The following is a 26,644-nucleotide window of genomic DNA, read 5'->3' as shown; positions in this document are numbered from 1 at the left end:
GGCAATTGGCTCACAGCCGACTTCTAGGATTTTGACAGATGACTTCAATTTACGCTAGCAACTATTTTGGCTAGCGGACAAAAAGAGTAAGCGCAGCAAATACGATTTTTCGTTGCCGGAATCGCGTCGACGGGACCATAAATACTTCCGGTACATTTTCTGCAGCACAGATTGAGGAGGGCGAATCATCGCGATGTGGCAGTCAGTTCTGACGTACACCGGCGCTATCGCGCTGGGCGCAGCCATCGTCGGTCTCGCAGCGCGCTGGATTCCGATCGTCAACAGGTTGTTGTTGGCGCTGGCGGCCGCCGTGCCGTACCTCGTTCTCGGCGCTCCGGTGGCTGCCGTGTTGTTCGGCACCGTGGGAAACTGGCCGCTGGCGGCGGTCGCCGTCGCGACCACCGTCGCCGCGGCCGTCGTGCAGATACCGCTGTTCCGGCGCGCGAAGGCACCGTCGGGCACTGCGCTGAGGTTCCTGTCGGCCAATCTGCGCTACGGGCGGGCCGAGGCCGAACCCGTCGTCCGCTATGCCGAGGAGAGCGCGGACATCGTTGCGCTGCAAGAACTTACACCTGCCGCGCTGGCACGACTGGAGGCCGCCGGCCTGGACCGCCTGTTCCCGTACCGCGCCCTGCGTGAGATGGACGAGCCGGGCGGGGTGGGCATCTGGAGCCGCTACCCGATCACTGACATCCGCATCGACGACGGCTTCTGGCTCGGCATGCTGGCCGTCACCGTCCAGATTCCCGGAGCCGGCAGCGCGACCACCGTGATGACCGTCCACCTGTCCGCACCATGGCCGGACCCCTTGCAGGGCTGGCGCGATGACCTGGCTCGGCTCGCCGACACGTTGCTGAAGGCAGCCCAGGCAAGCTCCGGCCCGGTGCTGCTGGCCGGCGACCTGAATGCCACCCCGGACATGCGCGAGTTCCGGCGGCTGCTGCGGCAGGGCTATCGGGATGCCGGCGCGCAGGCCGGTGCCGGGGTGGTCCGCACGCATCCGGCCGACATCGTCGCGCCGCCGGTCTTCGCCGTCGACCACATCCTGACGCGCGGCTACGTGGCCACCTCGGTGCGGACGCTGCAGGTGCCCGGCTCCGATCACCGGGCGCTGCTGGCCCAATTGGTCGCGGGCTGACTCAGTTCACCGGCACGTCGAGGATCGGGCGCGGCTCTGCCGCCCCAGGGCCGTTGAAGTGCCACCACTCCCCCGGATACACGCTCAGGCCACCGGCGACCATGGCGTCCCGCAGCCGGGCGCGGTTGGCCTGCTGCGCAGGGGTGACACCGGTGGTCGCGTAGGCCGTCGCGCGCGGGCTGAAGTCATCGAAATCGGTTCCCATGTCGACGCCGGTGATGGTCACATCCACCGACAGACCGGACTCGTGGCTGCGCGCGAACTGGCTGGGTTTGGCGACCCAGTTCGGGTCCGGTACGGCCTGGAACATCCGGACCTGCACCTCATGCGGCCGATAGCAGTCCCAGAACGTCAGCACCTCGCCGTGCGCGCGCAGAATCCGGGCGGCGGTGGCCAGCCCCGGCGCCATCGATTCGTGGATCAGGCACCGCGCGTCGGCCGGGTACAGCGGCACCCCGACGAAATTGTTGGGAGTGGCGTACCGCAGGTCGATCACCGCGTCGGGGACGACGGTCCGGACGTCGATCAGTCCGGCCGCCGCGGCCTGCGGCGATACCGGCGGCGGCGCGGGTTGCGGTGCCGCCGAGGCCATGCCGAGGTCTGAGCCGAAATTTCCGACGGCCAGCAGAGCGCCCAAGGTGACGGCGAGTGTTCGCACGAACATGTGTCGAGGTTGCCAGATCCTGGCGCCGAACAACTACCGGATCGGATCGGCAGGTCGGGGTGCGGTCGCCCGGAACCAGCTCTGCCACTGGCTCACGGACGAGTCGGTGCGAAAGCGCCCGCAACCCCCTGGCTTGCAGAGCGCGCAGTCCGAACCCGCACGGTAGTGCTGGTGGGCGGCACGATCGTGGCCGCACAGACAGTTGCTCATGGATTCGATGGTTGGCGACGCACCTGTGACAGCCGCTAAACGAACCTGAACCGCATCTGAGAACGCTGTCATTGTGAGATATGCAACGAACCCCCGCACGACCGGAGTCGTACGGGGGTTCGCAGTAAGAGCGGATGTGGCCTGGGGCCTACGCCTCTTCGGTGAAGTTCCGGGTGACCGACGGGTCGACCGGGATGCCCGGGCCGGTGGTCGTCGAGAGGACGACCTTCTTCAGGTAACGGCCCTTCGACGACGACGGCTTGGCGCGCAGCACCTCGTCCAGCGCGGCACCGTAGTTCTCGGCCAGCTTGACCTCGTCGAACGACGCCTTGCCGATGATCAGGTGCAGGTTGGCCTGCTTGTCGACACGGAAGTTGATCTTGCCGCCCTTGATGTCGGACACGGCCTTGGCCACGTCCGGGGTGACGGTGCCGGTCTTCGGGTTCGGCATCAGACCACGCGGGCCGAGGACGCGGGCGATCTTACCGACCTTGGCCATCTGGTCCGGCGTCGCGATCGCGGCGTCGAAGTCGGTCCACCCACCCTGGATACGCTCGATCAGGTCATCGCTACCGACGGCATCGGCGCCGGCGGCCACAGCGGCCTCGGCCTTCTCACCAACCGCGAACACCACTACGCGGGCGGTCTTACCGGTGCCGTGCGGCAGGTTGACGGTGCCACGCACCATCTGGTCTGCCTTACGAGGATCAACACCCAGCCGGATCGCAACCTCGACGGTCGCATCCTGCTTCTTCGAGGACGTCTCCTTGGCCAGCTTCACGGCCTGGAGCGGGGTGTACAGGTTGTCGCGGTCCACCTTCTCGGCAGCTTCGCGGTATGCCTTGCTGTTCTTGCTCATTTGAATCTCCAGTTCAGAGGTGTGGTTAGCGAGCCGAAGCGGGCTCTTCCACAGGTGGATTCACGCAGCCGCGCGAATCCGGGGATTACTCGACCGTGATACCCATCGACCGGGCAGTGCCGGCGATGATCTTGGCAGCGGCGTCGATGTCGTTCGCGTTGAGATCTTCCTTCTTGGTCTCGGCGATTTCGCGGACCTGGTCCCAGCTGATCTTGGCGACCTTGGTCTTGTGCGGCTCGGCCGAACCCTTCTGGATGCCCGCAGCCTTGAGCAGCAGACGCGCTGCCGGCGGGGTCTTCAGAACGAACGTGAAGGTGCGGTCTTCGTAGACGCTGATCTCCACGGGGATGACGTTTCCGCGCTGGCTTTCTGTCGCAGCGTTGTACGCCTTGCAGAATTCCATGATGTTGACGCCGTGCTGGCCGAGCGCCGGACCCACGGGCGGGGCGGGGTTGGCCGCGCCGGCCTGGATCTGCAGCTTGATCAGCCCGACGACCTTTTTCTTCTTCGGGGCCATTGGTGTGGTGTTCCTTTCTAGGTAGCCGCGGTGCGACTACATCCTGCTAATCGCGAGTTGGCAGTCCGCGATTAAATCTTGCTGACCTGTGTGAAGGTCAATTCGACCGGCGTCTCACGTCCGAAGATGGACACCAGCACCTTGAGCTTCTGCTGCTCGGCGTTGACCTCGCTGATCGACGCGGGCAGCGTCGCGAACGGGCCATCCATGACGGTGACGGACTCGCCGACCTCGAAGTCGACCAGAATCTCCGGACGCGCCAGGCTGGCTTCGCTGTCGGCTCCCGACGCAGCGGAAGCCGAGGTCGCCTTGGCGGGCTTCTTCGCGGCACCCTGCGGCAGCAGGAACTTGACGACGTCGTCGAGCGACAGGGCCGACGGCTTCGAGGTCGCACCGACGAATCCGGTCACACCCGGGGTGTTGCGCACGGCGCCCCACGACTCGTCGTTCAGATCCATGCGCACCAGGATGTAGCCCGGCAGCACCTTGCGGTTGACCTGCTTGCGCTGGCCGTTCTTGATCTCGGTGACCTCTTCGGTCGGTACCTCGACCTGGAAGATGTAGTCGCCGACGTCCAGGTTCTGGACGCGGGTCTCGAGATTGGCCTTCACCTTGTTCTCGTAACCGGCGTACGAGTGGATGACGTACCACTCGCCGGCCTGACGCCGCAGCTGCTTCTTCAGCGCGACCGCGGGATCCTCGTCCTCGGGCTCCTCGGGCTCCTCGGCGACGGCCTCCACCGTCTCGTCGACAACCTCTTCGGTCGCCTCGGGCGCGTCGGCAACATCCGCGGTCTCCGAAGTTTCCGCGGTGTCGTCCAAGGTCTCCACCGACTCGACTGCCTCGGCGGTCACGTCGGACTCATCCGAAGGTGTCTCGCCATCGAAAGTCACGGTAGTCAGTCCTCTCTTACGTTCTTGAGCTCGTCGCGGCGGGCGGACGGCGTCAGCCGAACACCCACATGACGAGCTTGGCGAGACCGAAGTCGACCCCACCGATCAGCGCCACCATGAAGACCAGGAACACCAGCACGACGGTCGTGTAGCCGATCATCTGCTTGCGGTTCGGCCAGATGACCTTCCGCAGCTCGGCGACGACCTGCTTGAGGAAGTTCCAGACGTACACGAACGGGTTCCGAGAGTCGCCGGTCTTGGCGGCCTTCTTCGGCTTGTCGCGCTTCTTCGATTTCTTGTCAGCGTCGGCCGCGCTGTCCTCGGCGTCAGAATCCGCCTCGACGGTGTCCGACTCGGACTCGTCGACCTCGACGGCCCGCCGGGCCCGCTTTCCGGTCGGACGCGCCGGGCGCGTCACAACTGCGGTCTGGCCCTGCGACTCGCCTTCGCCCGCGTCGGTGCCCGCATCAGTACCGGCGCCTGCGGAGCCGGCACTATCGCGCTCGTCGCTCACCGCATGCCTTTCGTCTGTTCCAGGTGGTCACATTTCCAGTGTCCACATCGGTATTCAGTTGAGCAGGGGCGACAGGACTTGAACCTGCAACCTGCGGTTTTGGAGACCGCTGCTCTGCCAATTGAGCTACGCCCCTTCAGCACCGACCAGGTCGGCGCTTCCGGCTGGGTCCTCACACAATTCGCGCGCTCCCCGATCGGTCGATCTGTAACCGACGGACAGCGCGCTGAAAAGGGTGGATCCCCGAGGACCGAGTGTACATCGGCCCCAGTCTGAGTTACTAATCCGCTCCGGCGGCCGAGCGGAGCACCTGCCCGGTCTCGCGGTCGTAGCGCACCGACACCGAATTGTCGCCTTCGTGGCCCATCAACGTGGTGAAGGCCTCCATGATGACGCCACCGTCATCATCGGTGAGGGTGTTGCGGGTCAACACGATGTCGGCCCCGAACCGGTGCTCGATGGAGGCGATCTCGACGGTCGCGTGCAGCCGGTCACCGACCCTGATCGGGCGGTGGTAGACGAATTTCTGGTCGACCTGGATGATCTGCATGGTCTCCATGCCGACATCGACGCTACGGAAGAAATCCTGCTGAACCAGCAGCGCGACGATCGACACGAAGGTCGGACCGGCGATCAGGGTGTCGTGGCCCAATTCGGCCGCGGCGGCTTCATCCATCGACGCGGGGTGGTCGGACTTGACTGCCTTGGCGTACTGCCGGACCTGCTCGCGCCCCACCGTGAACACCTGGGGGTACTTGTGAACCATCCCCAAGATGTCGGGATTCACCGGCATGGGCTAGGCCAACTTCGCGGTCGCGACAGCGCGGCCGAAGATCTTCTTGCCGCCGGTGGTGGCGGAAAGCGCGATGGTGACCGACTTGGAGTCCTCGTCGACCGACTTGACGCGGCCGGTGAAGATCAGCTCGGCGCCGATGCCGTCGTTGGGGACCGGGACCACCGAAGTGAAACGGACGTTGTATTCGGTGACGGCAGCCGGGTCGCCGACCCAGTTGGTGACGAAGCCGCCGCCCAGACCCATGGTCAGCATGCCGTGGGCGATGGCGGTGTCCAGACCGACCTGCTTGGCGATCTCGTCGTCCCAGTGGATGGGGTTCAGGTCGCCGGAAACACCGGCGTAGTTGACCAGGTCCTGCCGGGTCAGCTTGATGGTCTTCTCGGGCAACTCGTCACCGACCTTGACCGAGCTGAATTCACGAAGCGCCATCTGAGAATCCCTTCTGTCCGTCCTCACCCGAACGACCCGCAAGGGTCGTGTAGGCCTCTTGAACGACATCACCACGATCGTTCGTGATGATGTTCTTGGTCACGATGATGTCGGTGCCGTGCGCCTGCCGAAACGAGTCGACGTAGACGTCGTAGAAGAGCTTGTCGCCGGCCTTGATCGGCGCGAAGAACTTCAGCTCCTGATCGACGTGAATGATCTGGGCATCCGAGATGACGACACCAGCGTCCTCGAACATGGCCAACTGCGCCTGGTAGCCGAAGATACTGATGAACGTCAGAGGCGCCAGCAGCGCGTCGTGCCCGAGTTCAGCTGCAGCCGACTCCTGGTGAAAGCATGCGTCATCGTTCTGGACGGCGATCGCGTGCTCACGAATCTTCTCGCGACCGACCTCGTAGCACTCAGGATGCCGGTAGTGATACCCGACAATTTCCGCCGACAGGCCCACGACGAGTGGCTAACGCGACTCTTTGTGCGGCTGATGCGTACCGCAGTTCGGGCAGAACTTCTTGATCTCAAGACGATCCGGGTCGTTACGACGGTTCTTCTTGGTGATGTAGTTACGGTGCTTGCACACCTCGCAGGCCAAGGTGATCTTCGGCCGTACGTCGGTACTCGACGCCACGTCTCTGCCTCTTTCGCTTCGTAAATCCCTGTTGTGCTGGTAGCGGTGGGGAGGCTCGATCTCCCGACCTCACGATTATGAGTCGTGCGCTCTAACCAGCTGAGCTACACCGCCCCGACAGACACAGGCGGCGCAGCGGCGGATTCTTACTTCCGTCGCTCCGCTCGCCATATGTCCACCGAGCCCCCTAACGGAATCGAACCGTTGACCTTTTCCTTACCATGGAAACGCTCTACCGACTGAGCTAAGGGGGCCTGACCCTCGGTTTCGAACTGTCGGTTACGACCGTCTGCCCCGTGGGCCTTAAAGAGGTTACCGTCTCGCTGAATCAGCTGCCAAAACGGCAGCGTAACCGCCCTATTTTGACTCCCCCGGGGGTTCCTGTGGCCGGTTTGCCCGATCTCGTCCCAGGCTTCAACGATCGCGGGCTTCGAAACGTCCCGATTGACGCCAGGTACCGCTATGCCGTTCGAACGATCCCTCAGTGCAATTCGATCGACCCGGCAGGCGTGCTGATTGAATCCAGGGACGCTGCCCGCTTCTACCAGGCACCGATTCAACTACGCCGCCCGCCAGCCACGGCGGAACAAGCCAGCCGCTACCCGGGCCAGGACGTCATCGTCGGTGTCCTCCTTGATCACCTTGACGACGATCCAGTTCCGCGCTTCGAGCTTGGGCAGCGCCTTCTGATCGCGCACGTACTGCGCGCGGTCGGTCTGATGGTGACCGCCGTCGTATTGCACCCCGACCAGGAGGTGCTTCCAACCCATGTCGAACTTGGTGATCAGCCGATTGCCCTCGTAGACCGGGATCTGGGTGTCGGTCGGGCGCATGCCCGCATCGGTGAGCAGCAGGCGCAGCCGCGTCTCCCTCGGCGACTCGGCCCCCTCGTCAGCCAACGCCAGTGCTACCCGGAGTTGCGCCAGACCGCGCGCCCACGGATATCGCCCGATGGTCGGCTGAACGTCGCCGATACCCACCCGGCCGACCCACAGCAGTGCGTCGATCCGCGCGACGGCCTCATCGCGGTCGAGGTGTCGGCCCAGGTCGAAGATCGTCCGCGCCGGTGTGGTGACCGGAATCCCGTCATACGTGGTGACCTCGTCGGCGGCATACGCCTCATTCCGCACGATCAAGCCGTTCGGCGGGTGACCATTCCGCCACAACATCTCGATCGGGGCGTCGTCGTCGACGTATTTCGCCCAATGCAGCGCCGATGCCGCCACTCCCGAGATGACACCACGTCGGCCGGACCACAACCACGCACCACGCACGCGGTCGCGGATGGTGGGCTCGGGCGGTCCGTACACGTCCGGAAACATGCGCCTGTAGTGACGCCGCAGGTCATTGCGCGTGACCTTCCCCGCGGCCAATGCCTCGCTGCCGATGAATACCCCCATGGCGCGATGCTGCCAAGGACCCCCGACAAACCGGTCACGAGAATCCCTGGCTTCAATCAGCAGCCGCGCCCACCCTTCCCGATTGAAACCAGGGACGCCGTCAGCTCGAAATGGATACCTGACTTCAATCGCGGAGCGATACGAGCCGAGAGATTGCAGCCACGCACTTCAGCGCGGGCCGACCACCCTCCTAGGCTGTCCGCATGCCTGATGACCGCCTGTATTTCCGTCAGTTGCTCGCCGGCCGCGACTTCGCGGCGACCGATCCGATCGCCGCGCAGATGCGCAACTTCGCCTACCTGATCGGCGACCGGGAGACCGGCGACTGCGTGGTGGTCGACCCGGCTTACGCCGCGGGCGATCTGGTCGACGCCCTGGAGGCCGACGGCATGCACCTGTCGGGCGTGCTCGTCACCCACCACCACCCCGACCATGTCGGCGGCTCGATGATGGGCTTCGAGCTCAAGGGCCTGGCCGAACTGCTGGAGCGGGTCAGCGTGCCGGTGCACGTCAACGTCCACGAGGCCGACTGGGTGTCCCGGGTCACCGGCATCGCGCCGTCGGAGCTGACGTCGCACCAGCACGGCGACGTCGTGCAGGTCGGGGCCGTGCCGATCGAGCTGCTGCACACCCCCGGGCACACTCCCGGCAGCCAGTGCTTCCTGCTCGACGGCCGGTTGGTCGCCGGCGACACCCTGTTCCTGGAGGGCTGCGGCCGCACCGATTTCCCCGGCGGGAACGTAGACGACATGTTCCACAGCCTGCAGGCGCTGGCCGCGCTGCCCGGCGATCCGACGGTCTTCCCCGGGCACTGGTACTCGGCCGAACCCAGCGCGCCGCTCGACGACGTCCGTCGCTCCAACTACGTCTACCGGGCCAGCAACCTGGACCAGTGGCGCATGCTCATGGGCGGCTAGCGGCACAGTCGCCTGGTCATGAGCGCGCAGCTACGAACTTTCCTCCGTTGTACAAGTCAACCAGCGAATATTAGTCTCGGTGTCGGATTACCGATCGGTGAAATGACGACTGGGTGGCGCGGTGGACTGGATATCTCAACGCTGGAATGACCTGACGAGCCTGGGGTCGGGCAGCTGGCTGGCCATCGCGGCCTGGGCCGCGCTGGCGTTCGGCATCGTCGTGCTGATCGTGGTGAATCGCCAGCTCTCCAAGAATCGCCAGCTCAAGCGGGATCAGGTTCGGCCGCAGGTGACCATGTTCATGGAGCCGCACGCGTCCGACTGGCACCTGATCGAGCTGGTGGTCCGCAATTTCGGGCAGACCGCGGCGCACAACATCTCGTTCGAGTTCACCAATCATCCGACCGTCGCGATCTACGAGGATTCCGACCACGACGGCGAGCTCGACGTCACTGAGCTGCGGCTGCCCAGCGAACTCTCGGTCCTGGCCCCGGGGCAAGAGTGGCGAACCATCTGGGACTCGGCGATCAGCCGGGAGGAGCTGGGCGGGTCGATCCGGTCCCGGTTCGAGGGGACGCTCACCTACTACGACCTGGCGACCCCGGCGCCCGGCAAGAAGTCCCGATTCGCGCCGAAGCCCCGCGAGTACGAGTCGAAGGCGGTGCTCGACTGGGCCGCGCTGCAGCCGGTGCAGCGGCTGGAGCTGATGACGACGCACGACCTCGCCAAGCGGGAGAAGCAGAAGCTCGAGCTGCTCCGCAGCGTGCTGACGTACTTCCACTACGCCTCGAAGGAGACGCAGCCCGAGGTCTTCCGCGCGGAGATCGACCGGATGAACCGGGCGGTCCGAGAAACCCAGGACCGCTGGCGCAGCCGCGAGGCCGACGAGACCACCGAACTGGAAATCCAGTGGGTCGACGAGGGTCCGAAGGGTCGGCACCGCAACGGCGTCCACTGACGGCCGGCGCCTCCGCGGGCCCGTCTAGCATCGGCTCAAACAGTTCCCGGCCTGGGAACCGACCGAGGGAGAACCGATGAGCACCGTCACCTACTCCGTGACCGATGCAGTCGCCACGATCACGCTGGACGACGGCAAGGTCAACGTCCTGAGCCCGACGATGCAGCAGAACATCAACGCCGCGCTGGATCAGGCCGAGCAGGCCGCTGCGACCGGAGACGTCAAGGCGATCGTCCTCGCCGGCAACAACCGGGTGCTGAGCGCAGGGTTCGACCTCGCGATCTTCGGCTCGGGTGACGCGGCAGCCGGGCTGGCGATGCTGCGCGGCGGCATCGAACTGAACGCTCGGCTCCTGCGTTTCCCCGTCCCCGTGGTGATCGCCGCCACCGGCCACGCGATCGCCGGCGGCTCGTTCCTGCTGGAGTCCGGCGACCATCGGGTCGGTTCTCCCACGATGCGGTGTCAGGCCAACGAGGTGGCCATCGGCATGACGGTGCCCCAGGCGTGCGTCGAGATCCTGCGCATGCGATTGACCAAGGCGGCCTTCCAGCGGGCGGTCGGTCTGGCCGCGACGTTCACCGGTGAGGAAGCGCGGGCGGCCGGCTGGGTGGACGAGATCGTCGAGCCGGAGAACGTGTTGAGCCGCGCTCAGGAGGTGGCCGCCGGCTTCGCCGCGACGCTGCACACCAAGCATCACTTGGCCAGCAAGCTCAAGGCCCGCGCCGAATCGCTGGCCGCGATCCAGGCCGGCATCGACGGCCTGGCCGCCGAATTCGCCGCCCGGTAACACCCGGTCTCTGGGCCTACCGGCCTCGCTCAACTGTCGGTGCCCCGTCCTAGGGTGGTCCGATGGCGCTACACCTGCACCGAGCCGAGGACACCGGCGCGCTGGCCGCCGGGCTGGGTGCGCTGCTCGCGGAGCCGCCGGCGGATCCATTCGCCGCCGAGCTGGTGCTGGTGTCCGCGCGTGGCATGGAACGCTGGCTCAGCCAGCAGCTGTCCCATGTGCTCGGCCAGGGCGCGGCCGCCGACGGGGTGTGCGCGGGCATCGAATTCCGCTCCCCCACATCACTTCTCGCGGAGATCACCGGCACAGTCGACAGCAACCCGTGGGACCCCGACGCCATGGTGTGGCCGCTGCTGGAGGAGCTTGACGACCTCGGCCAGACCCACCCCGATTGGGCGCACACCCTCGCCACGCACCTGGGCTACGCCGAACTGGGCAACCCCGAGGAGACCCAGCTGCGACAGGGCCGCCGGTACGCGGTGGCCCGGCGGCTGGCGGGCTTGTTCGACACCTACGCCAAAGCGCGGCCGGCGATGCTCGCCGACTGGTGCGACGGCGGCAGCTCCGACGGCGCGGGCGGCCGGCTGGACGACGACCTGCTCTGGCAACCGCACCTGTGGCGGGCGACGGCCGCACGCATCGACGCCGACCCACCCTCGGTACGGCAAGCGAAAACCATTGCCCGCCTGATCGATTCACCGTCGGCGCTGCCGGCCCGGCTGTCCCTGTTCGGGCATACCCGACTGCCCGCAGCCGACCTCGAACTACTCGGGGCGTTGGCCACCCATCACGATCTGCACCTGTGGCTGCCGCATCCCAGCGACCCGTTGTGGCAGACGCTGTCCGATCTACGCGGTCAGGAGCCCCGGCGCGGGGACACCAGCCGACTGCGGGTGAGCCATCCGCTGCTGCAGACCCTCGGCCGCGATCTGCGGGAGCTGCAACGGGGTCTGCCCGCCGCGCAGACCGATCAGTTTCATCCCCGTAGCGGGTTTCCCGACACGTTGTTGGGCTGGCTGCAGTCCGACATCTCGGCCGACGAGGTGCGGCCGGGCCCGCCGCGTCAGCTGCTGAGGGACGACCGGTCCGTCCAGATCCATCGCTGTCACGGTGCGGCCCGGCAGATCGACGTCCTGCGCGACGTGCTGCTGGGCCTGCTCGACGACGACGAGACCCTGCAGCCACGCGACATCCTGGTGATGTGCCCGGACATCGACACCTACGCACCGCTGATCACCGCCGCGTTCGGGGCGGGTGAGCATGCCGACCGGGGCCACCCGGCCCAGGGCCTGCGGGTCCGGTTGGCCGACCGCGCACTGACCCAGACCAATCCCCTACTGGGGGTATTGGCCGAACTGCTAGACATCGCGGACGGCCGGGCCACCGCCAGCGCGGTGCTCAGCCTGGCGCACAGCGATCCGGTGCGCCGACGCTTCGCGCTCAGCGACGACGACCTGGTGGACATCACCGAATGGGTTGGCGCAGCAGGCATTCGGTGGGGTTTCGACGCGGCGCACCGCACCCCGTACGAGCTGCAGCGGTACCCGCAGAACACATGGCAGTTCGGGGTCGACAGGCTGCTCGTGGGCGCCGCGATGTCCGACGATTCGCAGGCCTGGCTGGGCACCGCGTTGCCGCTCGACGACGTCGACTCGAATCGCGTCGAACTGGCAGGCCGGTTGGCGGAGTATGTGCAGCGACTGCGCGGCGTCGTGGACCGCCTCACCGGCGCGCAGCCGCTGGACGACTGGGTCGAGGTGTTGCGGGACGGCATCGCGCAGCTCACGCGGGTCGGTGCCGACGACCAGTGGCAGCAGGGGCAACTCGACCGCGAACTGGCGAAAGTGCTGACCCACGCGGGATCTCGGTCCGGCACGACGCTGCGGCTGCCCGATGTCCGGTCCCTGCTGCGACGGCAACTGGCCGGTCGCCCGACGCGCGCCAACTTCCGCACCGGCACCCTGACGGTGTGCACCATGGTCCCGATGCGTTCGGTGCCGCACCGGGTGGTGTGTCTGGTCGGGCTCGACGACGGCGTCTTCCCACGCACCAGCATCGCCGACGGCGACGACGTCCTGGCCCGTCATCCGCTCACCGGTGAACGCGACATCCGCTCCGAGGACCGGCAGTTGCTGCTCGATGCCATCTGCTCGGCCACCGACACCCTGGTCATCACCTACACCGGCACCGACGAGCACTCCGGTGAGCACCGGCCGCCGGCGGTCCCGGTGCAGGAGCTGCTCGACGCGCTCGACCGCACCACCGGTGAGCCGGTGCGCCGCCGCATCGTGGCCGATCACCCGTTGCAGCCCTTCGATATTCGCACCGTCGCCCGCGACGGGCTGGTGCCCGACCGGCCGTTCACCTATGACCCGGCAGCGTTGCGCGGGGCCAGGGCCGTCCTCGGGGAACGCCGGCCGAAGCCACGGTTGATCGATGGCCCGCTGGACGAATCCCCTTGCGGCGACGTCGAACTGGCCGAGCTGCTGAGGTTCTTCACGAACCCGGTCAAGGGCTTCTTCCGGGCGCTGGACTACACGCTGCCGTGGGACACCGACGAACTGTCCGATGCCATCCCGGTCGCCATCGACGGCCTCGGAAAGTGGGCGGTCGGGGAACGCATGCTCGACGACCTGAAGATCGGCCGGGATCCCGACTTCGTCATCGGCGCCGAGTGGCGGCGCGGCACGCTGCCGCCGGGACACCTCGGTTGGCGTCAGGCCCGCGAAATCCGCGGCGAGGCCATCGAACTGGCGACGGCCGCGCGGACGCTGCAGCGGGGCGAGGCCGGCGCGTTGGATATCGATGTGGACCTGGGCGCCGGGCGCAGGCTCACCGGCACCGTCGCCCCACTGTGGCAGGACCGGACGGTGACGGTCACCTATTCGAAGCTGGGCGCCAAGCACCGGTTGCAGGCCTGGGTCACCCTGGTGGCGCTGGCCGCGGGCGCACCGGAGCGGGAGTGGGAGGCGTACTGCATCGGCCGTGGTCCGCGGAACACCATGCAGGCCATGGCGTATCAGCCTCCGGAGCAACCGCTTTCGGTGCTGCGCGAACTGGTCGCGATCTACGACGCGGGCCGGCGCGAACCGCTGCCACTGCCGCTGAAGACGTCGTTGGAATGGGCGCGGGCACGGCAGTTCGACGACCCGGTACCTGAGCGGGGTGCCGATTCGGAGTGGCGCTGGGAGAAGGACGGCGCCGAATATGTCGAAGTGTGGGGACCGAGCGCGCCACTGGCGATGCTCCTCGACGCGCCGCGGCCCGACGAGGTCGCCGTGCCGGGTGAGAACACGCGCCTGGGGGCCTACGCGTCCCGGCTGTGGCGGCCGCTGCTCGATGCCGAACGGCGGATCTGATGGACGCGTTCGACCTGCTCGGCCCGCTGCCGGAACCGGCGACGACGACGGTGCTGGAAGCCAGCGCCGGTACCGGCAAGACCTATGCCCTCGCCGGCCTGGTGACCCGGTACGTCGCCGAGGGCGCCGCCACGCTGGACCAGATGCTGCTGATCACGTTCAGCCGTGCGGCCACCCGGGAACTGCGGGAACGGGTGCGGGCCCAGTTGGTGAAGACCGTTGCCGCGCTGGATGATCCGCCCGCCGATGCGGACGACCTGATCCGCCACCTGGCCGCCGCCGCGCCCGACGAACTGGTCCTGCGCCGCGCCCGCCTGCGCGCCGCACTGTCGAATTTCGACGCCGCGACCATCGCCACCACGCACGAGTTCTGCGGTCTGGTGCTGCGTTCCCTCGGCATCGCCGGTGACACCGATTCGGGCGCCCAGTTGGTGGAGAGCCTCGACGATCTCGTGGAAGAGATCGTCTCCGACCTGTACCTGACGACCTACGGAGACCGGCGCGACGAGCCCGCACTGAGCTTCGCCGATGCGCTCGACCTGGCCAAGCGGGTCGTCGGCGATCCCAGCGCACAGCTGCGGCCCGCGACCGCCGACCCTGACAGCGTTGCGGCACAACGCTTGTCATTCGCCGCGGGAGTGCTCGAAGAACTCGAACGCCGCAAACGCCGGCAGGGGGTGCTGAGCTTCGACGACCTGCTGAGCCGGCTGGCCACCGCACTGGAGGAGTCCGACGCACCGGCCCGCGACCGGATGCGCCGCCGCTGGCCGATCGTCATGGTCGACGAGTTCCAGGACACCGACCCGGTGCAGTGGCAGGTGATCTCGCGGGCCTTCGTCGGGCACAGCGCCGTCGTTCTGATCGGCGATCCCAAGCAGGCCATCTACGCGTTCCGTGGCGGCGACATCGTCACCTATCTGGATGCCGCCCGCAGCGCCGACCAGCGGCTGACCCTGGCCGAGAACTGGCGCAGCGACAAGGTTCTGGTGGACCGGCTGCAGACGGTGCTCAAGGGTGCAGCCCTCGGCGACGTGGACATCGTGGTGCATCCCGTCGAGGCACGCACCGACCGTCACCGACTCACCGGGGCGCCGCGCAACGATCCGTTCCGGCTGCGGGTGGTGGCGCGCACGGAGTTCGGGACGCCGCAGCGCAGGATGGTCCCGATCGGCCAGTTGCGGCCGTACATCGCCAAGGATCTCGCCGCGGACATCTCGGTGCTGCTGGCCAGCGGCGCACAGTTCGATGGCCGGCCGCTGACCGCCGGCGACATCGCGGTGATCGTCGACAGCGGCCTGGACGCCGTACCGTGCCGGGATGCGTTGCTGGACTTGGGTATTCCGGTGGTGTATTCGGGTGATACCGATGTGTTCGCCTCGGCTGCGGCGGCCGAGTGGCTGCGGCTGCTCGATGCCTTCGACACCCCCAATCGCAGTGGCGTGGCGCGGGCCGCTGCGACCACCATGTTCTTCGGCCACCGCGCGGCGGATCTGGCTGCCGGCGGCGACGAGTTGACCGACCAGATCACCACCACCATCCGGCACTGGGCGGGTCTGGCCAGGGATCGCGGTATCGCGGCGGTGTTCGAGGCGGCGGTATCGCTGGGCCTGCCCGAACGGGTCCTCGGGCATCGAGGCGGCGAGCGGCACATGACCGACCTGGCGCACGTCAGCCAACTTCTGCACGAAACCGCGCACCGCGAGCGCTATCACCTGCCCGCCCTGCGAGATTGGCTGCGCCGCCAGCTGAAGGACCGCGGCGGCCCGGCCGAACGCAACCGCCGTCTGGACAGTGACGCCGCGGCGGTGCAGATCATGACGGTGTGGCGCAGCAAGGGCCTGCAGTTCCCGGTGGTGTATCTGCCGTTCGGGTTCAACCGGTTCGTCAAGGCCGACACCGTGCTGCGGTTCCACGACACCGACGGCACGCGCTGTCTGCATCTCGGTGGCGCCGGGGCCACCGACCGCGGCGCGGCGGAGCAGGCCGGCCTGGCCGAGATCGCCGGGGACAACGTCCGACTCACCTATGTGGCGCTCACCCGGGCCCAGTCGCAGGTGGTGGCGTGGTGGGCGCCGTCGCGGGACGAGCAGAACGGCGGTCTGTCGCGGCTGCTGCGGGGCCGCCGGCCCGGTGCCAACGCCGTACCGGACACCCTTGTCCCACAGACGGTTTCGGATGACGACGCGATGGCCTGTTTCACCGCGTGGGAGCACGCAGGTGGCCCCGTGGTCGAGGCGGCCGAGCCCGTGACGCCGATGTCTCCGCCGGCGCCGTCGGCACCGCTGGACCTGGATGTGCGGCATTTCCATCGCAGCATCGACACCCATTGGCGCCGGACGTCGTATTCGGCTCTGGTCCGGGTCGTGCACGACGACGGGCAGACCGTGAGCAGCGAACCGAACACGACGCTGCGGGACGACGAATCAGCGGACGTCGTCACCGAGGCACCGCCGGGTCCACTGCCCGGCGATCTGCCGTCGCCGATGGCGCAGTTGCCGGCCGGCGCCGCCTTCGGTTCGTTGGTGCACGCCGTGCTCGAACGGGCCGATCCCCTGTCCGCGGATCTCACGTCTGAATTGGCAGCCCGCATCGACGAGCAGTCCGGGCTGTGGAACGTCGAGGTGCCGACCGGCGAGCTCGCCACGGCCCTGGTGCCGATGCACGACACCCCGCTGGGTCCGCTGGCGCCGGGGCTGACGCTGCGGCAGATCGGATTGCGGGATCGGTTGCGGGAACTCGATTTCGAGATGCCGCTGGGTGGTGGCCAGGATCGGCCCGACGCGGCGCGGGACATCCGGCTCGGCGACGTCGGCGCGCTGGTGAGCGCGCTGCTGCCGGCGTCGGATCCGTTGTCCGCCTACGGCGCCCGGCTGCAGGCCGAACCGCTGGGGCAGCAACGGTTGCACGGCTACCTGTCGGGCTCCATCGACGCGGTGCTGCGGGTGCCGGGCGAAGGAGGCCACAAGTATCTGGTGGTCGATTACAAGACCAACCGGCTGGGCGACTTCGGCACCGAGAACACGGCGGCGGACTACACGGCGCCGCGGCTCGCCGAGGCCATGATGCACTCCGACTACCCCTTGCAGGCGTTGTTGTATTCGGTTGTGCTGCACCGGTTCCTGCGGTGGCGATTGCCCGACTACGCGCCCGAGCAGCATCTGGGCGGCGTGGCGTACCTGTTCGTCCGCGGCATGTGCGGACCGGCGACCCCCGTCGTCGACGGTCACCCGTGCGGGGTGTTCAGCTGGCAGCCCCCGGTCGAGCTGGTGAGCGGGCTGTCCGACCTGTTGGATCGAGGACGCGAATCATGACCGCACCGCTGCAGGCGACACCGGACCGGTTGCCCGACCCCATGGACTGGCGCCAGGTACCCGCGGCCACCGGTCTGCTGGCGACGTTCAACGCCGCCGGAGTACTGAACGCGGCCGATATCCATGTGTCCCAGAGATGTTGCGCGCTGGCGGACGAGGCCGGCGAGGTCGTCGCCCTCGCGGTCGCGCTGACGGTCCGGGCGCTGCGGGAAGGCTCGGTGTGCGTCGACCTCACCACCGTCGCCGAGGACGTCGGCAGCGGGGCCGACGGCGACCTGCCGTGGCCGGCTCCCGGCGAACTGATCGCCGCGGTCGCGGGCAGCCCGTTGACGGGCACCGCCATCCGGCTGGACCACGAGCGGCTGCTGTACCTCGACCGCTACTGGCGCGAGGAACAGCAGGTGTGCACCGATCTGCTGGCGCTGTCGGCGCAGGGATCGCAGTCCGTCACCGATATCGAGCTCGAACGACTTTTCCCGCCAACGGGTTTCGCGGAGCAGCGGGCCGCAGCGCAACTCGCGCTGACGCAACCGGTGACGGTGCTGACCGGCGGCCCCGGCACCGGCAAGACCACCACCGTGGCCCGGCTGCTCGCGCTCCTGGCGCAGGCCGCGCACCCGGGCCGGCTGCGCATCGCACTCGCGGCGCCGACGGGAAAAGCGGCCGCCCGGCTGCAGGAAGCGGTCTCGGCAGAGGTGGACAAGCTGGATGCCGCGGACCAGGAGCGGCTCAGTGGGCTGCGGGCCGTCACGCTGCACCGGTTGCTCGGCGGGCGCCCCGACAGCGCCTCGCGGTTCAAGCACCACCGCGGCAACCGGTTGCCGCACGACGTCATCGTCGTCGACGAAACCTCGATGGTGTCGCTGACGCTCATGGCCCGGTTGCTCGAGGCCGTCCGGCCCGACGCCCGGCTGCTGCTCGTCGGCGACCCCGACCAGTTGACCTCGGTTCAGGCGGGCGCCGTGCTCGCCGATCTGGTCGACGGGCTCGCCGACCACCCGGCCATCCAGATCGCGGCGCTGCGCACCACGCACCGGTTCGGCGCGGCGATCGGCGGGCTGGCCGAAGCGATCCGGTCCGGTGCCGCCGATCAGGTGCTGGCCCTGCTGCGGGCCGGGGATCCGGCCATCGAATTCGTCGAGGATCCCGACCCGGCCGCGGTGTTGCGCCCGGCTCTAGTGGGCCACGCACTGAGAGTTCGCGAATGCGCGCTACTGGGCGCCGGCGACGACGGTCTCGCGGCCATGGACGAGCACCGCCTGCTGTGCGCGCACCGCGACGGGCCGTATGGGGTTCGGCACTGGAATCGTCAGGTGGAGCGCTGGATCACCGACGAGACGGGACAAGCCACCTGGTCACCGTGGTACCCCGGCCGCCCGCTGCTGGTCACCACCAACGATTACGCACTGGGCATCTACAACGGCGACACCGGCCTGGTCGCCGCCGGGCCGGACGGCGTCCAGGTGTACGTCGCGGGTGCGACTGCGACGCAACAGTTCTCGCCGAGCCGCATCGTCGACGTCGAGACCATGTATGCGCTGACCATCCACAAGAGCCAGGGCTCGCAAGCCGACGAGGTGACGGTGATCCTGCCGCCCGCCGACTCCCGGTTGCTGACCCGCGAGCTGTTCTACACCGCGGTCACGCGCGCGAAGAAGAAGGTGCGCATCGTCGGGTCGGCTGACGAGGTGCGGGCGGCGGTCGAACGTCAGGCGCTGCGCGCGTCGGGTCTGCGGGACCGGCTGCGGGCCAGTACCTAGGGCCGCACCGGGTGACGGCTCAGGATCGACACCCGGTTGAAGGCGTTGATCGCGGTGGCCACCCAGATGACCGCGGAGAGCTCGTCGTCGCTCAGTACCGCTCGCGCCCTTGCGTATTCGCGTTCGGCGGTGTCGTGGTCGGGCAGCGTCGTGGTGATCTCGGCCAGCCGCAGCGCGGCCCGTTCCTGCTCGGAGAACAGTTCGGTGTCACGCCACGCACGCAGTGTCGCCAGCTGCTTTTCGGTGACGCCCGCCTTCACCGCGCGCCGGTGATGAATCTCCAGGCACGACGGGCAGCCGTTGATCAGCGATACCCGCGTGTTGATCAGTTCCACCAGCGCCGGCGGCAACCCGGCCTCGGCGGCGGTCTTGCCGACCGCGGTCGCCACCGCCACCAGCGCCCGGTAGGCGTGGGGCGACTGTTTGTCGATGTGCACGTGCGCGAGGCCCGGTTCGGTGGTGTCCATTGCCTACTTTCAGGTTGCGGTCAGGACGGCGCGGGTATGGTCTGAGCGAACGCGACGATGGTACGCAGCCTGGAAGGCGAATCGTGAGCAATCTTGAGGCAGACCCCATCGAATACGACTGTGCCGCCGGGCCTCCCAACCGCATCGAGATTCTGGAGCCGCGTGAGGTGCCGCTGGGCGGTCCGCGCGCGATGATGGTCCGTCGCACCTTGCCGCAACGTGAGCGCTCGCTGGTCGGCGCGTGGTGTTTCGCCGACCACTACGGCCCGGAAGACGTGCGCACCAAGGCCGGGATGGACGTCCCGCCGCATCCGCACACCGGTCTGCAGACGGTCAGCTGGTTGTTCAGCGGCGAGATCGAGCACCGCGATTCGCATGGCGTCCACGAAATGGTGCGGCCCGGCGAGCTCAACCTCATGACGGCCGGCGCCGGCATCTGCCACTCGGAGGTCTCCACCCCGGCAACGACCGTCCTGCACGGTGTCCAGTTGTGGGTCGCGCTGCCCGACGCCGCACGCCACGGTCCCCGCAATTTCGATCACTATGCGCCACAGCCGGTTTCCTTCGGCGGCGCCACGGTGTCGGTCTTTCTCGGCGCACTGGCCGGGCAGCAGTCGCCGGTGCACACGCACACTCCGCTGCTCGGCGCCCAGGTCGATCTGCCGGCGGGCGCCGCAGTCGAGTTCGAGGTCGACCCCACCTTCGAGCACGCCGTGCTGCTCGATCAGGGGACGCTGACCGTCGCGGGCACGCCGGTGCAGCCGTACGAATTGGCTTATCAGGGCGTCGGATCCACGCGCCTGGCCCTCGCCAACACCGGGGCCGAACCGGCACGCGCCGTCGTTCTCGGTGGCACGCCGTTCACCGAAGAACTGCTGATGTGGTGGAACTTCGTCGGGCGCACGCACGACGAGATCGTCGAGTACCGCAATCAGTGGCAGGCCGAATCCGAACAATTCGGCGAAGTCATCGGTTACCAGGGTGCGCCGGCGCGGTTGCCCGCTCCCCCGCTACCGACCACCCGTCTGGTCCCGCGGAAACCACCCACCGGAGGAAAGGCCCCAGTAATGCTCACCGACAAGAACGGCGCACCCGTCGAGGTGACCCAGGAAGCCGACCGGTTCAGCATCGCGGTCGAGGGAAAGTCCGTGGGGCTCACCGCTTTCATCGAGCATGGCGAGCAGCGGGTTTTCTACCACACGGAGATCGACCCGGCGTTCGGCGGGCGCGGGCTGGCCAGCGTGCTGATCGCCCAGGCGTTGGCGATCACCCGGGAGCAGGGCAAGCGCATCGTGGCGATCTGCCCCATGGTCAAGGCGTACGTCGAGAAGCACCACGACTTCGACGACATCCTCGATCCGCGGACGCCGGAGATTCTGCGGCTGCTGCCGCGCTAGACCACCGGGCGGTCAGCCTGCGTGCAGGCGCCGTTCGGGATGGTCGGCCAGCCACCGCTGCTCGACTCGCTTGACCCGCAGATGCTCGAAGGTGATGATGAGCGCCCCTGCGGTGACCAGCGCGCCGGCGATGAGGCCGAGCGGTAGCTCGAGCCCCGTGTGACCGAACGCGGTTGCGAAGACGAAGCCGGCGATGGTGACGATGCCGAGTGCGATCAGGCCCAGGCCGGGCAGCCACAGGGTGTCGATGAAGGATTCACCGGCGTGCGGTTGCGTAGTTCGGGAATGGTCCACCGGATCGTGATGCGCGCCCTTCATTCGCATCTCCCTCCTTGCCGAAGATGCCCTAAGGCTACGCCGAAATACGGGTCATAGTGAGATAGTTCACACTTGGCCCGACTGGTCCCGCGAGGGGTGACTAGCGCGGCGGCAGCGGCGCGGCGGCGGGTGCGACGGGAACCGGCGGCGGCGGCAGCGCGGAGCCGCGCACCCACTGGTCCCACGGCATGCTCCAGTCGCCGTTCTGGCTCAGCTTCAGCGGCTCGCCACCGGTGAACTTCACCTCGACGATGTCGCCCGGCACCGAGAAGTCATAGAACCACTTGGCGTTCTCGCTGTTGAGGTTCAGGCAGCCGTGCGAGGTGTTCTGCTTGCCCTGCGCCCAGATCGTCGAGTTCAACTGGTGCAGGTAGATGCCGTCGTGACTGATCCGGGTCGCCCACGGGATGGTCTCCTTGTAGCCCAGGCGACTGCCGACCGGCAACCCGAACGTCGAGGAATCCATGATCACCGGGTTGGCCTTGTCCATCACGGTGTAGACGCCGGGCGGCGTCCAGAACGAGATGACGGTGTTGCCGACGGACTCGGTGCCGCCCATGCCCATGGAGGTCGGCATGGTGCGCACCAGCTTGCCGTTGTCGAAGACGCTGACCTGGTGCGTGTGGTCGTCGGCGACGGAAACGTGGGCATTGCCGATCCGGAACGAAACATGCTCGTCCTGCTGGCCGTAGGTGCCGTCGCCGAGCCTGAGGCCATAGATCTTCGCGGCGACCGTGACGGTCGTGTTCGGCGCGTAGTACTTCTCCGGGCGCCAGTGCGCGTTGGCGTCGTCGACCCAGTGCCACGAACCGGGAACCGGCGGGTTGGTGGTGACGACGAGGTTGCGCTCGGCGGCGGCCTTGTCCTCGATCTTCTCGTCGAAGTGCGCGGTGACCACGACGCCGACACCGTAGGTCCCACCCTCCTGCAGCGAAGCGCCGGACACGGTGTTGAGGTACACCGCCGTCTGGTAGGTGGGGTCCAGCGTGGTGAAGCTCGACGTCTGCCGCGACGGCATGCCCGAGGGGCCGCGCGCCTCGATGGTCATCGTGTACTTGCGGCCGTAGCCGAGCTGTTCGGCGGGCGCCCAGGTCTTGCCGTCGGGTCCGAGGGTCCCGGGAATCTCTTTTCCGGCGCCGTTGACCATCGTCACCGCGGTGATGGTGCCGCTGGCCGCCGTGACGTTGACGGGCGCGGCCGGGCTGACGTCCTTCGCCCCACCGGCCGGCGTGACGCGCAGCGCGGCGGGCTCGGGCGCGGCCGGCTGCGAAACGGACAGGTCGCGCGATGCAGCGACGACCTTGCAACCCTCCTGGCAGCGCGACGTCGACGACACCACTGTCCCACCGAGCACGGCAAGGACGGCCAGCGCAGCAGCCAGCCAGGCGCCACGAACACGGCGGGATGACGTCAACACAGCTCCAAAGTTCGGCGTCGGCCAGGGATTGTCTGATTTGTGTACTCGAGGTACCGCATCAGAGTAAGCGGTCGGCCGGGTTCTTTGCACGTCGGATGGAGCTCGCTCCGATTTCACCACAGCGTCGCGTCGGCGTGTCGGCCGGCAAACGCCCGCCGACGTGTGGTAGCCGCTGATTTCGCAGCATTTCACCGGTCTCGGACGGCGACGCGCTGACCAGCACGTTCAGCCAAAGGTACTGCACACCAACACCTTTGAGCAACATCAGCGCCACCACGAGCAAATACCTTCAGCCACAAAAGACTTCACGACGCACAGCGTGCTCTGCGTCGTGAAGTCACCGACAAAAGGAGGGCGGGCTACTGACTCGCGAATCGAGTGAGGGTGCCACCGTGCATCGCGCGGCCGGCACGGGCCTGACGGAAGCCGATCAGCCCACCCGCGCCGGTCAGCACCAGTAGGCCGGTGAAACCGGGAACGGCGACGGCGGCGACCTCACCGAGGCCGGCCGCGCGGAGGTCGTCCGAGTACCCGGCCCGATACGGCGCCGCCACGACGACGGCGTTGTCGGCCGCGAAGACCCGATCAGCCGGTGCGGGTCCGCGCACCGGCAGTTCCCCGGCGGCGCCGGTGTGGCCGGCAAAGCGTGAATTGGACTGCGCCCCACCGGATGCCGGTGGCCCGCCGCGGGACCCGAAGTCACGGCCGAAGGAGACGGCCTGCGGCACGCCGGACGGCGGCGTGATGGCGGCCGACGTCAGCGACGCCGCTGCCGCGGTCAACCCGTCGACCACCGGCAGCGCCTGCGCCACAGCAAATCCGGGCAGCGCAGCCACGCTCCGGATCGGCTCACCCACGACCGCGGGCAGCGGACCCGTCAACGCCGTCACCGGCGCCATCGGCGCGTCTGCCACAACGACCGCTACCTGACCGGCCGCCACGCTCGCCTGGACCAGCGGAACCGAGACCGACTGGACAGATGGTGTGGCGGTGGGAGTTTCGGCAACGCCCTCGGATTCGCTGGCGGCCGTGCTCCCGGTCGTGCCGACGACACCCGACGGCAAGCCGGTCGATGTATTCGAGGACGAGTTCGTGGACGAGACGTTGGTGCCGTTGCGTCCGTCGCCGAACTTGGGTGTCAGTTGCTGGCCTGCCGACGGCGCGACACCGAAGCCGCTGAGCGCGCCGGTTCCGGCCGTGGTCGCGGCAGTGGTCAGGCCGCCGAACACCTTGTGCAGATCGCCGATGGACGACAGCCCTGGGCGCGAAGGACTCGAACTGTCCCCACCTGTCTCAGCTGAAACACCCGGCGAAAGCGGCACGTCATGGGGCGCGGCATTCGCTACGCCGGCACCGAATACCGGTGCGGCGACCAGCCAGGTCACCGCCGCCATGCGCAGGTGCGTCGCCACGCTGAGTCCATCCTCTCGAAGCCGGCCGTCAGCGGCCTTCGTCTAGTTTGCCACAAGAATTTGCCGTTGCGAAAATTTCTGCGGCCGACTCCATCATATTAGGGCAGTCGGCAGCAGATATCAGAACGGCACGGTGGGCAGGTACTTGCCGTCGAGGGTGATGACGGCACGTTCGCCACCATCGGGATCAGCAACCTTTTTTACGTCCAGCCGGAAGTTGATGGCGGAGATGATGCCGTCACCGAACTGCTCGTGAACCAGCGCCTTGAGGGTGGTGCCGTAGACCTGCAGCATCTCGTAGAAGCGGTAGATGGTCGGGTCGGTGGGCACGCCGCCGGGGATGGAGCCGCGGGTCGGGATGGTCTGCAGCAACCGCACCGCGTCGTCGTCCAGACCCAGCAGGGCACCTACGGCCTTCGCCGATTCCGCCGGAAGAGCGTGCTGACCGAGAACGGCAGCCGTCGTGAAGGCCACCGACAGACCGGCGGCGTCGGCAATCTGCTGCCAGGACAGGTCCATACGGGTCTTGGCCTCGACAGCCGCGGCGGCGAGGAGCTGACGGGCGGTGGGGTCGAACTGTGCGTGGATCACGGGATTTCCTTTCGGTGGGCGGGTGGTGAGTCGAACGGGCGTCAGTGCTGTGCCCAGGTGCCGTACGGCACCATCGGGTTGGTGCCGAACGGGACGTAGGGGTTGGCACCGCCGATGAAGGTGTCCTGCGCGTATACGGGAACCGGGCCGGGCAGTGCCACCGTCCCGCCGTTGTCGGCCGATGCCGGAGCGGCCAGTCCGATCGCGAGCGCGGCGAATGCGCCGACGGCCAACCCGGTTGTCATGGCGCCGAGGCTGTTCTTCTTCATGATGGTGTTTCCTTTCTTGCTGCATTCACCATGTACGAACAGCACATATAACGTCCAATAGCTAGTTTTCACCATTTTCATAGACAGCATCTATTGTTGGCGGCATGGCTGGACTCGAGCTCCGTCACCTGCGATATCTCCTCGCCGTCGCCGAACACGGCAACTTTTCCCGCGCCGCCGAGGAGCTATATGTGTCGCAACCCACGCTCTCCCAGCAGATCAAACAGCTGGAAACGACGCTCGGCGTGCAGCTGCTCGACCGCGGCGGGCGGACAGTGCGGCTCACCGATGCCGGCGCCGCGTTCGCCGCGCGCGCCCGCAGCGCGCTCCGCGAACTGGCCGCCGCCGAGCGTGCCATCGAGGACGTCCAAGACCTCTCCCGCGGGCACTTGCGGCTGGGCATCACCCCGACGTTCATCACGTATCTGATCGGCCCGCTGACCGCCGAGCTGTACGCCCGCCATCCCGGGGTCAGCCTGACCGTGGTCGAGATGTCGCAGGACAACATCGAAGCGGGCCTTCTCGCCGACGATCTCGACGTCGGCATCGCGTTCATGGGGGCTCCCGTGCCGGGCATCGAGTTCGCCGCGCTGTTCACCGAACACCTCGGGCTCGTGACCAGCGGCCCGCGGGCCGCCAGCCTGCCGGGCGCCTTGCCGGTCCACGCGCTGGACGACGTCCAGCTGGCGCTGCTCAGCAGCGACTTCCTCACCCGGACCCATATCGACACCTATTTCGCGGCACACCATGTGGACCCGCGGATCATCGTCGAAGCCAACTCGGTCCAGGCCCTCACCGAGATCGTGCAGCGCACGCCGCTCGCGACGGTCCTGCCGGATGCCGTCACCCACGACCATCCGCACCTGACGCCGGTGCCGCTGGACCCACCCATTCCGACCCGAACCGTCGCCATCCTGCGCCGCGACGGCGGCTACCACAGCGCGGCCGCCTCCGCGTTCGTCCGGCTCACGCACGAACTCGTCACGGATCGCGGCTATGCACCGCCAGGGTGATTGTCAGGAGAAAGCCTTGTCGCGCAACGTAATTCACGTGCCGATCGGATCGGGGAACGTCTGGTGAACGTTCCTCCCACTCTCAATTTATGGCACACCCCGGGGCTTGCCGCAAGGCCCCGGTGGTGCCGCACAATCGTCCGGCCAGGCGGTACGACGAATGGGGGATGTCATGACGAACACGCCGAAGCCTTTCGAACTGCACGAGTCGGGCGCGCTGCTGCACGGCACCAGAGCCGATCTCGCGATCGGGGATCTGCTGGTACCGGGGCGTGCGTCGAACTACGAAGAGGGCCGGGTCTCCAACCACGTCTACGTCACACGGACGCTGGACGCCGCGGCATGGGGAGCCGAACTCGCGGCTGGTGATGGCCGGTGCCGCATCTACCTCGTCGAGCCCGTCGGCGAGTTGGAGGACGACCCCAACGTGACGGACAAGAAGCTGCCGGGCAACCCGACCCATTCATTCCGGACCCGGGAGCCGGTCCGCGTCGTCGGCGAACTCACCGACTGGGTCGGGCATTCGCCCGAGCAGCTCCAGGCAATGCGCGACGGCCTGGCCGACCTGCAACGCCGGGGCCTCGCCGTCATCTACGACTGACGGT

27 protein-coding genes, 3 tRNA genes and 1 pseudogene are annotated in these 26,644 nt (G+C 67.6%); 11 read left to right on the top strand and 20 right to left on the bottom strand.

Annotation, left to right across the window (positions count from 1 at the left end; all coding sequences use genetic code 11):
- The first annotated feature begins 193 nt into the window (after nt 1-193).
- The gene (locus tag TL10_RS02695; RefSeq protein ID WP_043984417.1) at nt 194-1,138 is read left to right on the top strand and encodes an endonuclease/exonuclease/phosphatase family protein; all 945 of its coding nucleotides are present in this window, start codon (nt 194-196) and stop codon (nt 1,136-1,138) included.
- A gap of 1 nt (nt 1,139) precedes the next feature.
- Here the strand turns inward: TL10_RS02695 and TL10_RS02690 are convergent, their stop codons facing one another.
- The 13 genes from TL10_RS02690 to TL10_RS02630 all read right to left on the bottom strand — a co-directional run bounded on the left by TL10_RS02690 (nt 1,140) and on the right by TL10_RS02630 (nt 8,063).
- On the bottom strand, nt 1,140-1,802 hold the full coding sequence (locus tag TL10_RS02690; RefSeq protein ID WP_377042031.1) for a M15 family metallopeptidase: 663 nt from the start codon (nt 1,800-1,802) through the stop codon (nt 1,140-1,142).
- Between the two features lie 358 nt (nt 1,803-2,160).
- Nucleotides 2,161-2,871, bottom strand: a complete 711-nt coding sequence (gene rplA / locus TL10_RS02685) for a 50S ribosomal protein L1 (protein WP_043401608.1) — start codon at nt 2,869-2,871, stop codon at nt 2,161-2,163.
- 85 nt (nt 2,872-2,956) lie between these two features.
- On the bottom strand, nt 2,957-3,388 hold the full coding sequence (gene rplK, locus TL10_RS02680) for a 50S ribosomal protein L11 (protein ID WP_043401604.1): 432 nt from the start codon (nt 3,386-3,388) through the stop codon (nt 2,957-2,959).
- Nucleotides 3,389-3,459: 71 nt separating this feature from the next.
- Nucleotides 3,460-4,281: a transcription termination/antitermination protein NusG gene (nusG, locus tag TL10_RS02675; protein ID WP_043401601.1), complete on the bottom strand. Its 822-nt coding sequence runs from the start codon at nt 4,279-4,281 to the stop codon at nt 3,460-3,462.
- A gap of 52 nt (nt 4,282-4,333) precedes the next feature.
- Nucleotides 4,334-4,795 (bottom strand): preprotein translocase subunit SecE, encoded by a 462-nt coding sequence (gene secE, locus TL10_RS02670; protein WP_043401597.1) that lies wholly within the window; start codon nt 4,793-4,795, stop codon nt 4,334-4,336.
- Nucleotides 4,796-4,858: 63 nt separating this feature from the next.
- Nucleotides 4,859-4,931: transfer RNA gene (locus tag TL10_RS02665), tRNA-Trp, on the bottom strand.
- A gap of 144 nt (nt 4,932-5,075) precedes the next feature.
- Complete coding sequence (gene hadC, locus TL10_RS02660) at nt 5,076-5,588, bottom strand: (3R)-hydroxyacyl-ACP dehydratase subunit HadC (protein WP_043984416.1); 513 nt, start codon at nt 5,586-5,588, stop codon at nt 5,076-5,078.
- A gap of 3 nt (nt 5,589-5,591) precedes the next feature.
- Nucleotides 5,592-6,020, bottom strand: coding sequence for a (3R)-hydroxyacyl-ACP dehydratase subunit HadB (gene hadB, locus TL10_RS02655; RefSeq protein ID WP_043401590.1), 429 nt, complete (start codon nt 6,018-6,020; stop codon nt 5,592-5,594).
- A complete protein-coding gene (gene hadA, locus TL10_RS02650; protein WP_043401587.1) occupies nt 6,007-6,486 on the bottom strand; it encodes a (3R)-hydroxyacyl-ACP dehydratase subunit HadA in 480 nt (159 codons plus the stop codon). The genes hadB and hadA overlap by 14 nt, the downstream gene beginning before the upstream one ends.
- A 9-nt stretch (nt 6,487-6,495) precedes the next feature.
- Nucleotides 6,496-6,663: a 50S ribosomal protein L33 gene (gene rpmG / locus TL10_RS02645; RefSeq protein WP_003881823.1), complete on the bottom strand. Its 168-nt coding sequence runs from the start codon at nt 6,661-6,663 to the stop codon at nt 6,496-6,498.
- Between the two features lie 37 nt (nt 6,664-6,700).
- Nucleotides 6,701-6,777, bottom strand: a tRNA-Met gene (locus TL10_RS02640).
- A 67-nt stretch (nt 6,778-6,844) separates the two neighbouring features.
- Nucleotides 6,845-6,917, bottom strand: a tRNA-Thr gene (locus TL10_RS02635).
- Between the two features lie 306 nt (nt 6,918-7,223).
- Nucleotides 7,224-8,063 carry a type IV toxin-antitoxin system AbiEi family antitoxin gene (locus TL10_RS02630; protein ID WP_043984415.1) on the bottom strand — a complete coding sequence of 280 codons (840 nt, stop codon included), beginning with the start codon at nt 8,061-8,063 and terminating at the stop codon, nt 7,224-7,226.
- A 203-nt stretch (nt 8,064-8,266) separates the two neighbouring features.
- On the opposite strand from TL10_RS02630, the gene TL10_RS02625 reads away from it, so the two are divergent.
- From TL10_RS02625 to recD, 6 genes are all read left to right on the top strand, one after another.
- Complete coding sequence (locus TL10_RS02625; RefSeq protein ID WP_043984414.1) at nt 8,267-8,980, top strand: MBL fold metallo-hydrolase; 714 nt, start codon at nt 8,267-8,269, stop codon at nt 8,978-8,980.
- A 121-nt stretch (nt 8,981-9,101) separates the two neighbouring features.
- A complete protein-coding gene (locus tag TL10_RS02620) occupies nt 9,102-9,938 on the top strand; it encodes a DUF8453 domain-containing protein (protein ID WP_043984413.1) in 837 nt (278 codons plus the stop codon).
- Nucleotides 9,939-10,014: 76 nt separating this feature from the next.
- Nucleotides 10,015-10,725: a crotonase/enoyl-CoA hydratase family protein gene (locus TL10_RS02615; protein WP_043984412.1), complete on the top strand. Its 711-nt coding sequence runs from the start codon at nt 10,015-10,017 to the stop codon at nt 10,723-10,725.
- Between the two features lie 62 nt (nt 10,726-10,787).
- Nucleotides 10,788-14,084: an exodeoxyribonuclease V subunit gamma gene (recC, locus tag TL10_RS02610; RefSeq protein ID WP_043984411.1), complete on the top strand. Its 3,297-nt coding sequence runs from the start codon at nt 10,788-10,790 to the stop codon at nt 14,082-14,084.
- Entirely contained in the window at nt 14,084-17,395 is a 3,312-nt protein-coding gene (locus TL10_RS02605) for a UvrD-helicase domain-containing protein (protein WP_043984410.1), read from the top strand. The genes recC and TL10_RS02605 overlap by 1 nt, the downstream gene beginning before the upstream one ends.
- A 41-nt stretch (nt 17,396-17,436) precedes the next feature.
- Nucleotides 17,437-19,155 (top strand): exodeoxyribonuclease V subunit alpha, encoded by a 1,719-nt coding sequence (recD, locus tag TL10_RS02600; RefSeq protein ID WP_043984498.1) that lies wholly within the window; start codon nt 17,437-17,439, stop codon nt 19,153-19,155.
- Here recD and TL10_RS02595 read toward each other — a convergent pair.
- Nucleotides 19,152-19,622 (bottom strand): carboxymuconolactone decarboxylase family protein, encoded by a 471-nt coding sequence (locus tag TL10_RS02595; RefSeq protein ID WP_043984409.1) that lies wholly within the window; start codon nt 19,620-19,622, stop codon nt 19,152-19,154. The genes recD and TL10_RS02595 overlap by 4 nt on opposite strands.
- An 83-nt stretch (nt 19,623-19,705) precedes the next feature.
- On the opposite strand from TL10_RS02595, the pseudogene TL10_RS02590 reads away from it, so the two are divergent.
- Both TL10_RS02590 and TL10_RS31590 read left to right on the top strand, forming a co-directional pair.
- Nucleotides 19,706-20,671, top strand: a pseudogene (locus tag TL10_RS02590) (pirin family protein); the annotation flags it as partial.
- A gap of 18 nt (nt 20,672-20,689) precedes the next feature.
- Nucleotides 20,690-21,019, top strand: coding sequence for a GNAT family N-acetyltransferase (locus tag TL10_RS31590; protein ID WP_231575701.1), 330 nt, complete (start codon nt 20,690-20,692; stop codon nt 21,017-21,019).
- 12 nt (nt 21,020-21,031) lie between these two features.
- Here the strand turns inward: TL10_RS31590 and usfY are convergent, their stop codons facing one another.
- The 6 genes from usfY to TL10_RS02560 form a co-directional block, all read right to left on the bottom strand.
- Complete coding sequence (gene usfY / locus TL10_RS02585) at nt 21,032-21,337, bottom strand: protein UsfY (protein WP_043401558.1); 306 nt, start codon at nt 21,335-21,337, stop codon at nt 21,032-21,034.
- 100 nt (nt 21,338-21,437) lie between these two features.
- Nucleotides 21,438-22,754, bottom strand: coding sequence for a L,D-transpeptidase (locus TL10_RS02580; protein ID WP_043984407.1), 1,317 nt, complete (start codon nt 22,752-22,754; stop codon nt 21,438-21,440).
- A gap of 58 nt (nt 22,755-22,812) precedes the next feature.
- Nucleotides 22,813-23,031: a hypothetical protein gene (locus tag TL10_RS02575; protein WP_043401552.1), complete on the bottom strand. Its 219-nt coding sequence runs from the start codon at nt 23,029-23,031 to the stop codon at nt 22,813-22,815.
- 82 nt (nt 23,032-23,113) lie between these two features.
- The gene (locus tag TL10_RS29415) at nt 23,114-24,166 is read right to left on the bottom strand and encodes a hypothetical protein (protein WP_043401549.1); all 1,053 of its coding nucleotides are present in this window, start codon (nt 24,164-24,166) and stop codon (nt 23,114-23,116) included.
- 120 nt (nt 24,167-24,286) lie between these two features.
- On the bottom strand, nt 24,287-24,757 hold the full coding sequence (gene cynS, locus TL10_RS02565) for a cyanase (RefSeq protein WP_043401546.1): 471 nt from the start codon (nt 24,755-24,757) through the stop codon (nt 24,287-24,289).
- A gap of 41 nt (nt 24,758-24,798) precedes the next feature.
- A complete protein-coding gene (locus TL10_RS02560; protein ID WP_225433721.1) occupies nt 24,799-25,026 on the bottom strand; it encodes a hypothetical protein in 228 nt (75 codons plus the stop codon).
- A 104-nt stretch (nt 25,027-25,130) separates the two neighbouring features.
- Here TL10_RS02560 and cynR point away from each other — a divergent pair, with 104 nt between their 5' ends.
- Together cynR and arr are read left to right on the top strand one after the other, a co-directional pair.
- The gene (gene cynR, locus TL10_RS02555) at nt 25,131-26,039 is read left to right on the top strand and encodes a transcriptional regulator CynR (RefSeq protein WP_043401544.1); all 909 of its coding nucleotides are present in this window, start codon (nt 25,131-25,133) and stop codon (nt 26,037-26,039) included.
- Between the two features lie 160 nt (nt 26,040-26,199).
- The gene (gene arr / locus TL10_RS02550) at nt 26,200-26,640 is read left to right on the top strand and encodes an NAD(+)--rifampin ADP-ribosyltransferase (RefSeq protein ID WP_413784693.1); all 441 of its coding nucleotides are present in this window, start codon (nt 26,200-26,202) and stop codon (nt 26,638-26,640) included.
- Nucleotides 26,641-26,644: the final 4 nt, after the last annotated feature.

This window comes from Mycolicibacterium llatzerense (genome assembly GCF_000878195.1).
In the GTDB taxonomy this organism is placed as follows: Bacteria; Actinomycetota; Actinomycetes; order Mycobacteriales; family Mycobacteriaceae; genus Mycobacterium; species Mycobacterium llatzerense.
This window is presented reverse-complemented; position numbering and strand designations above follow the sequence as displayed.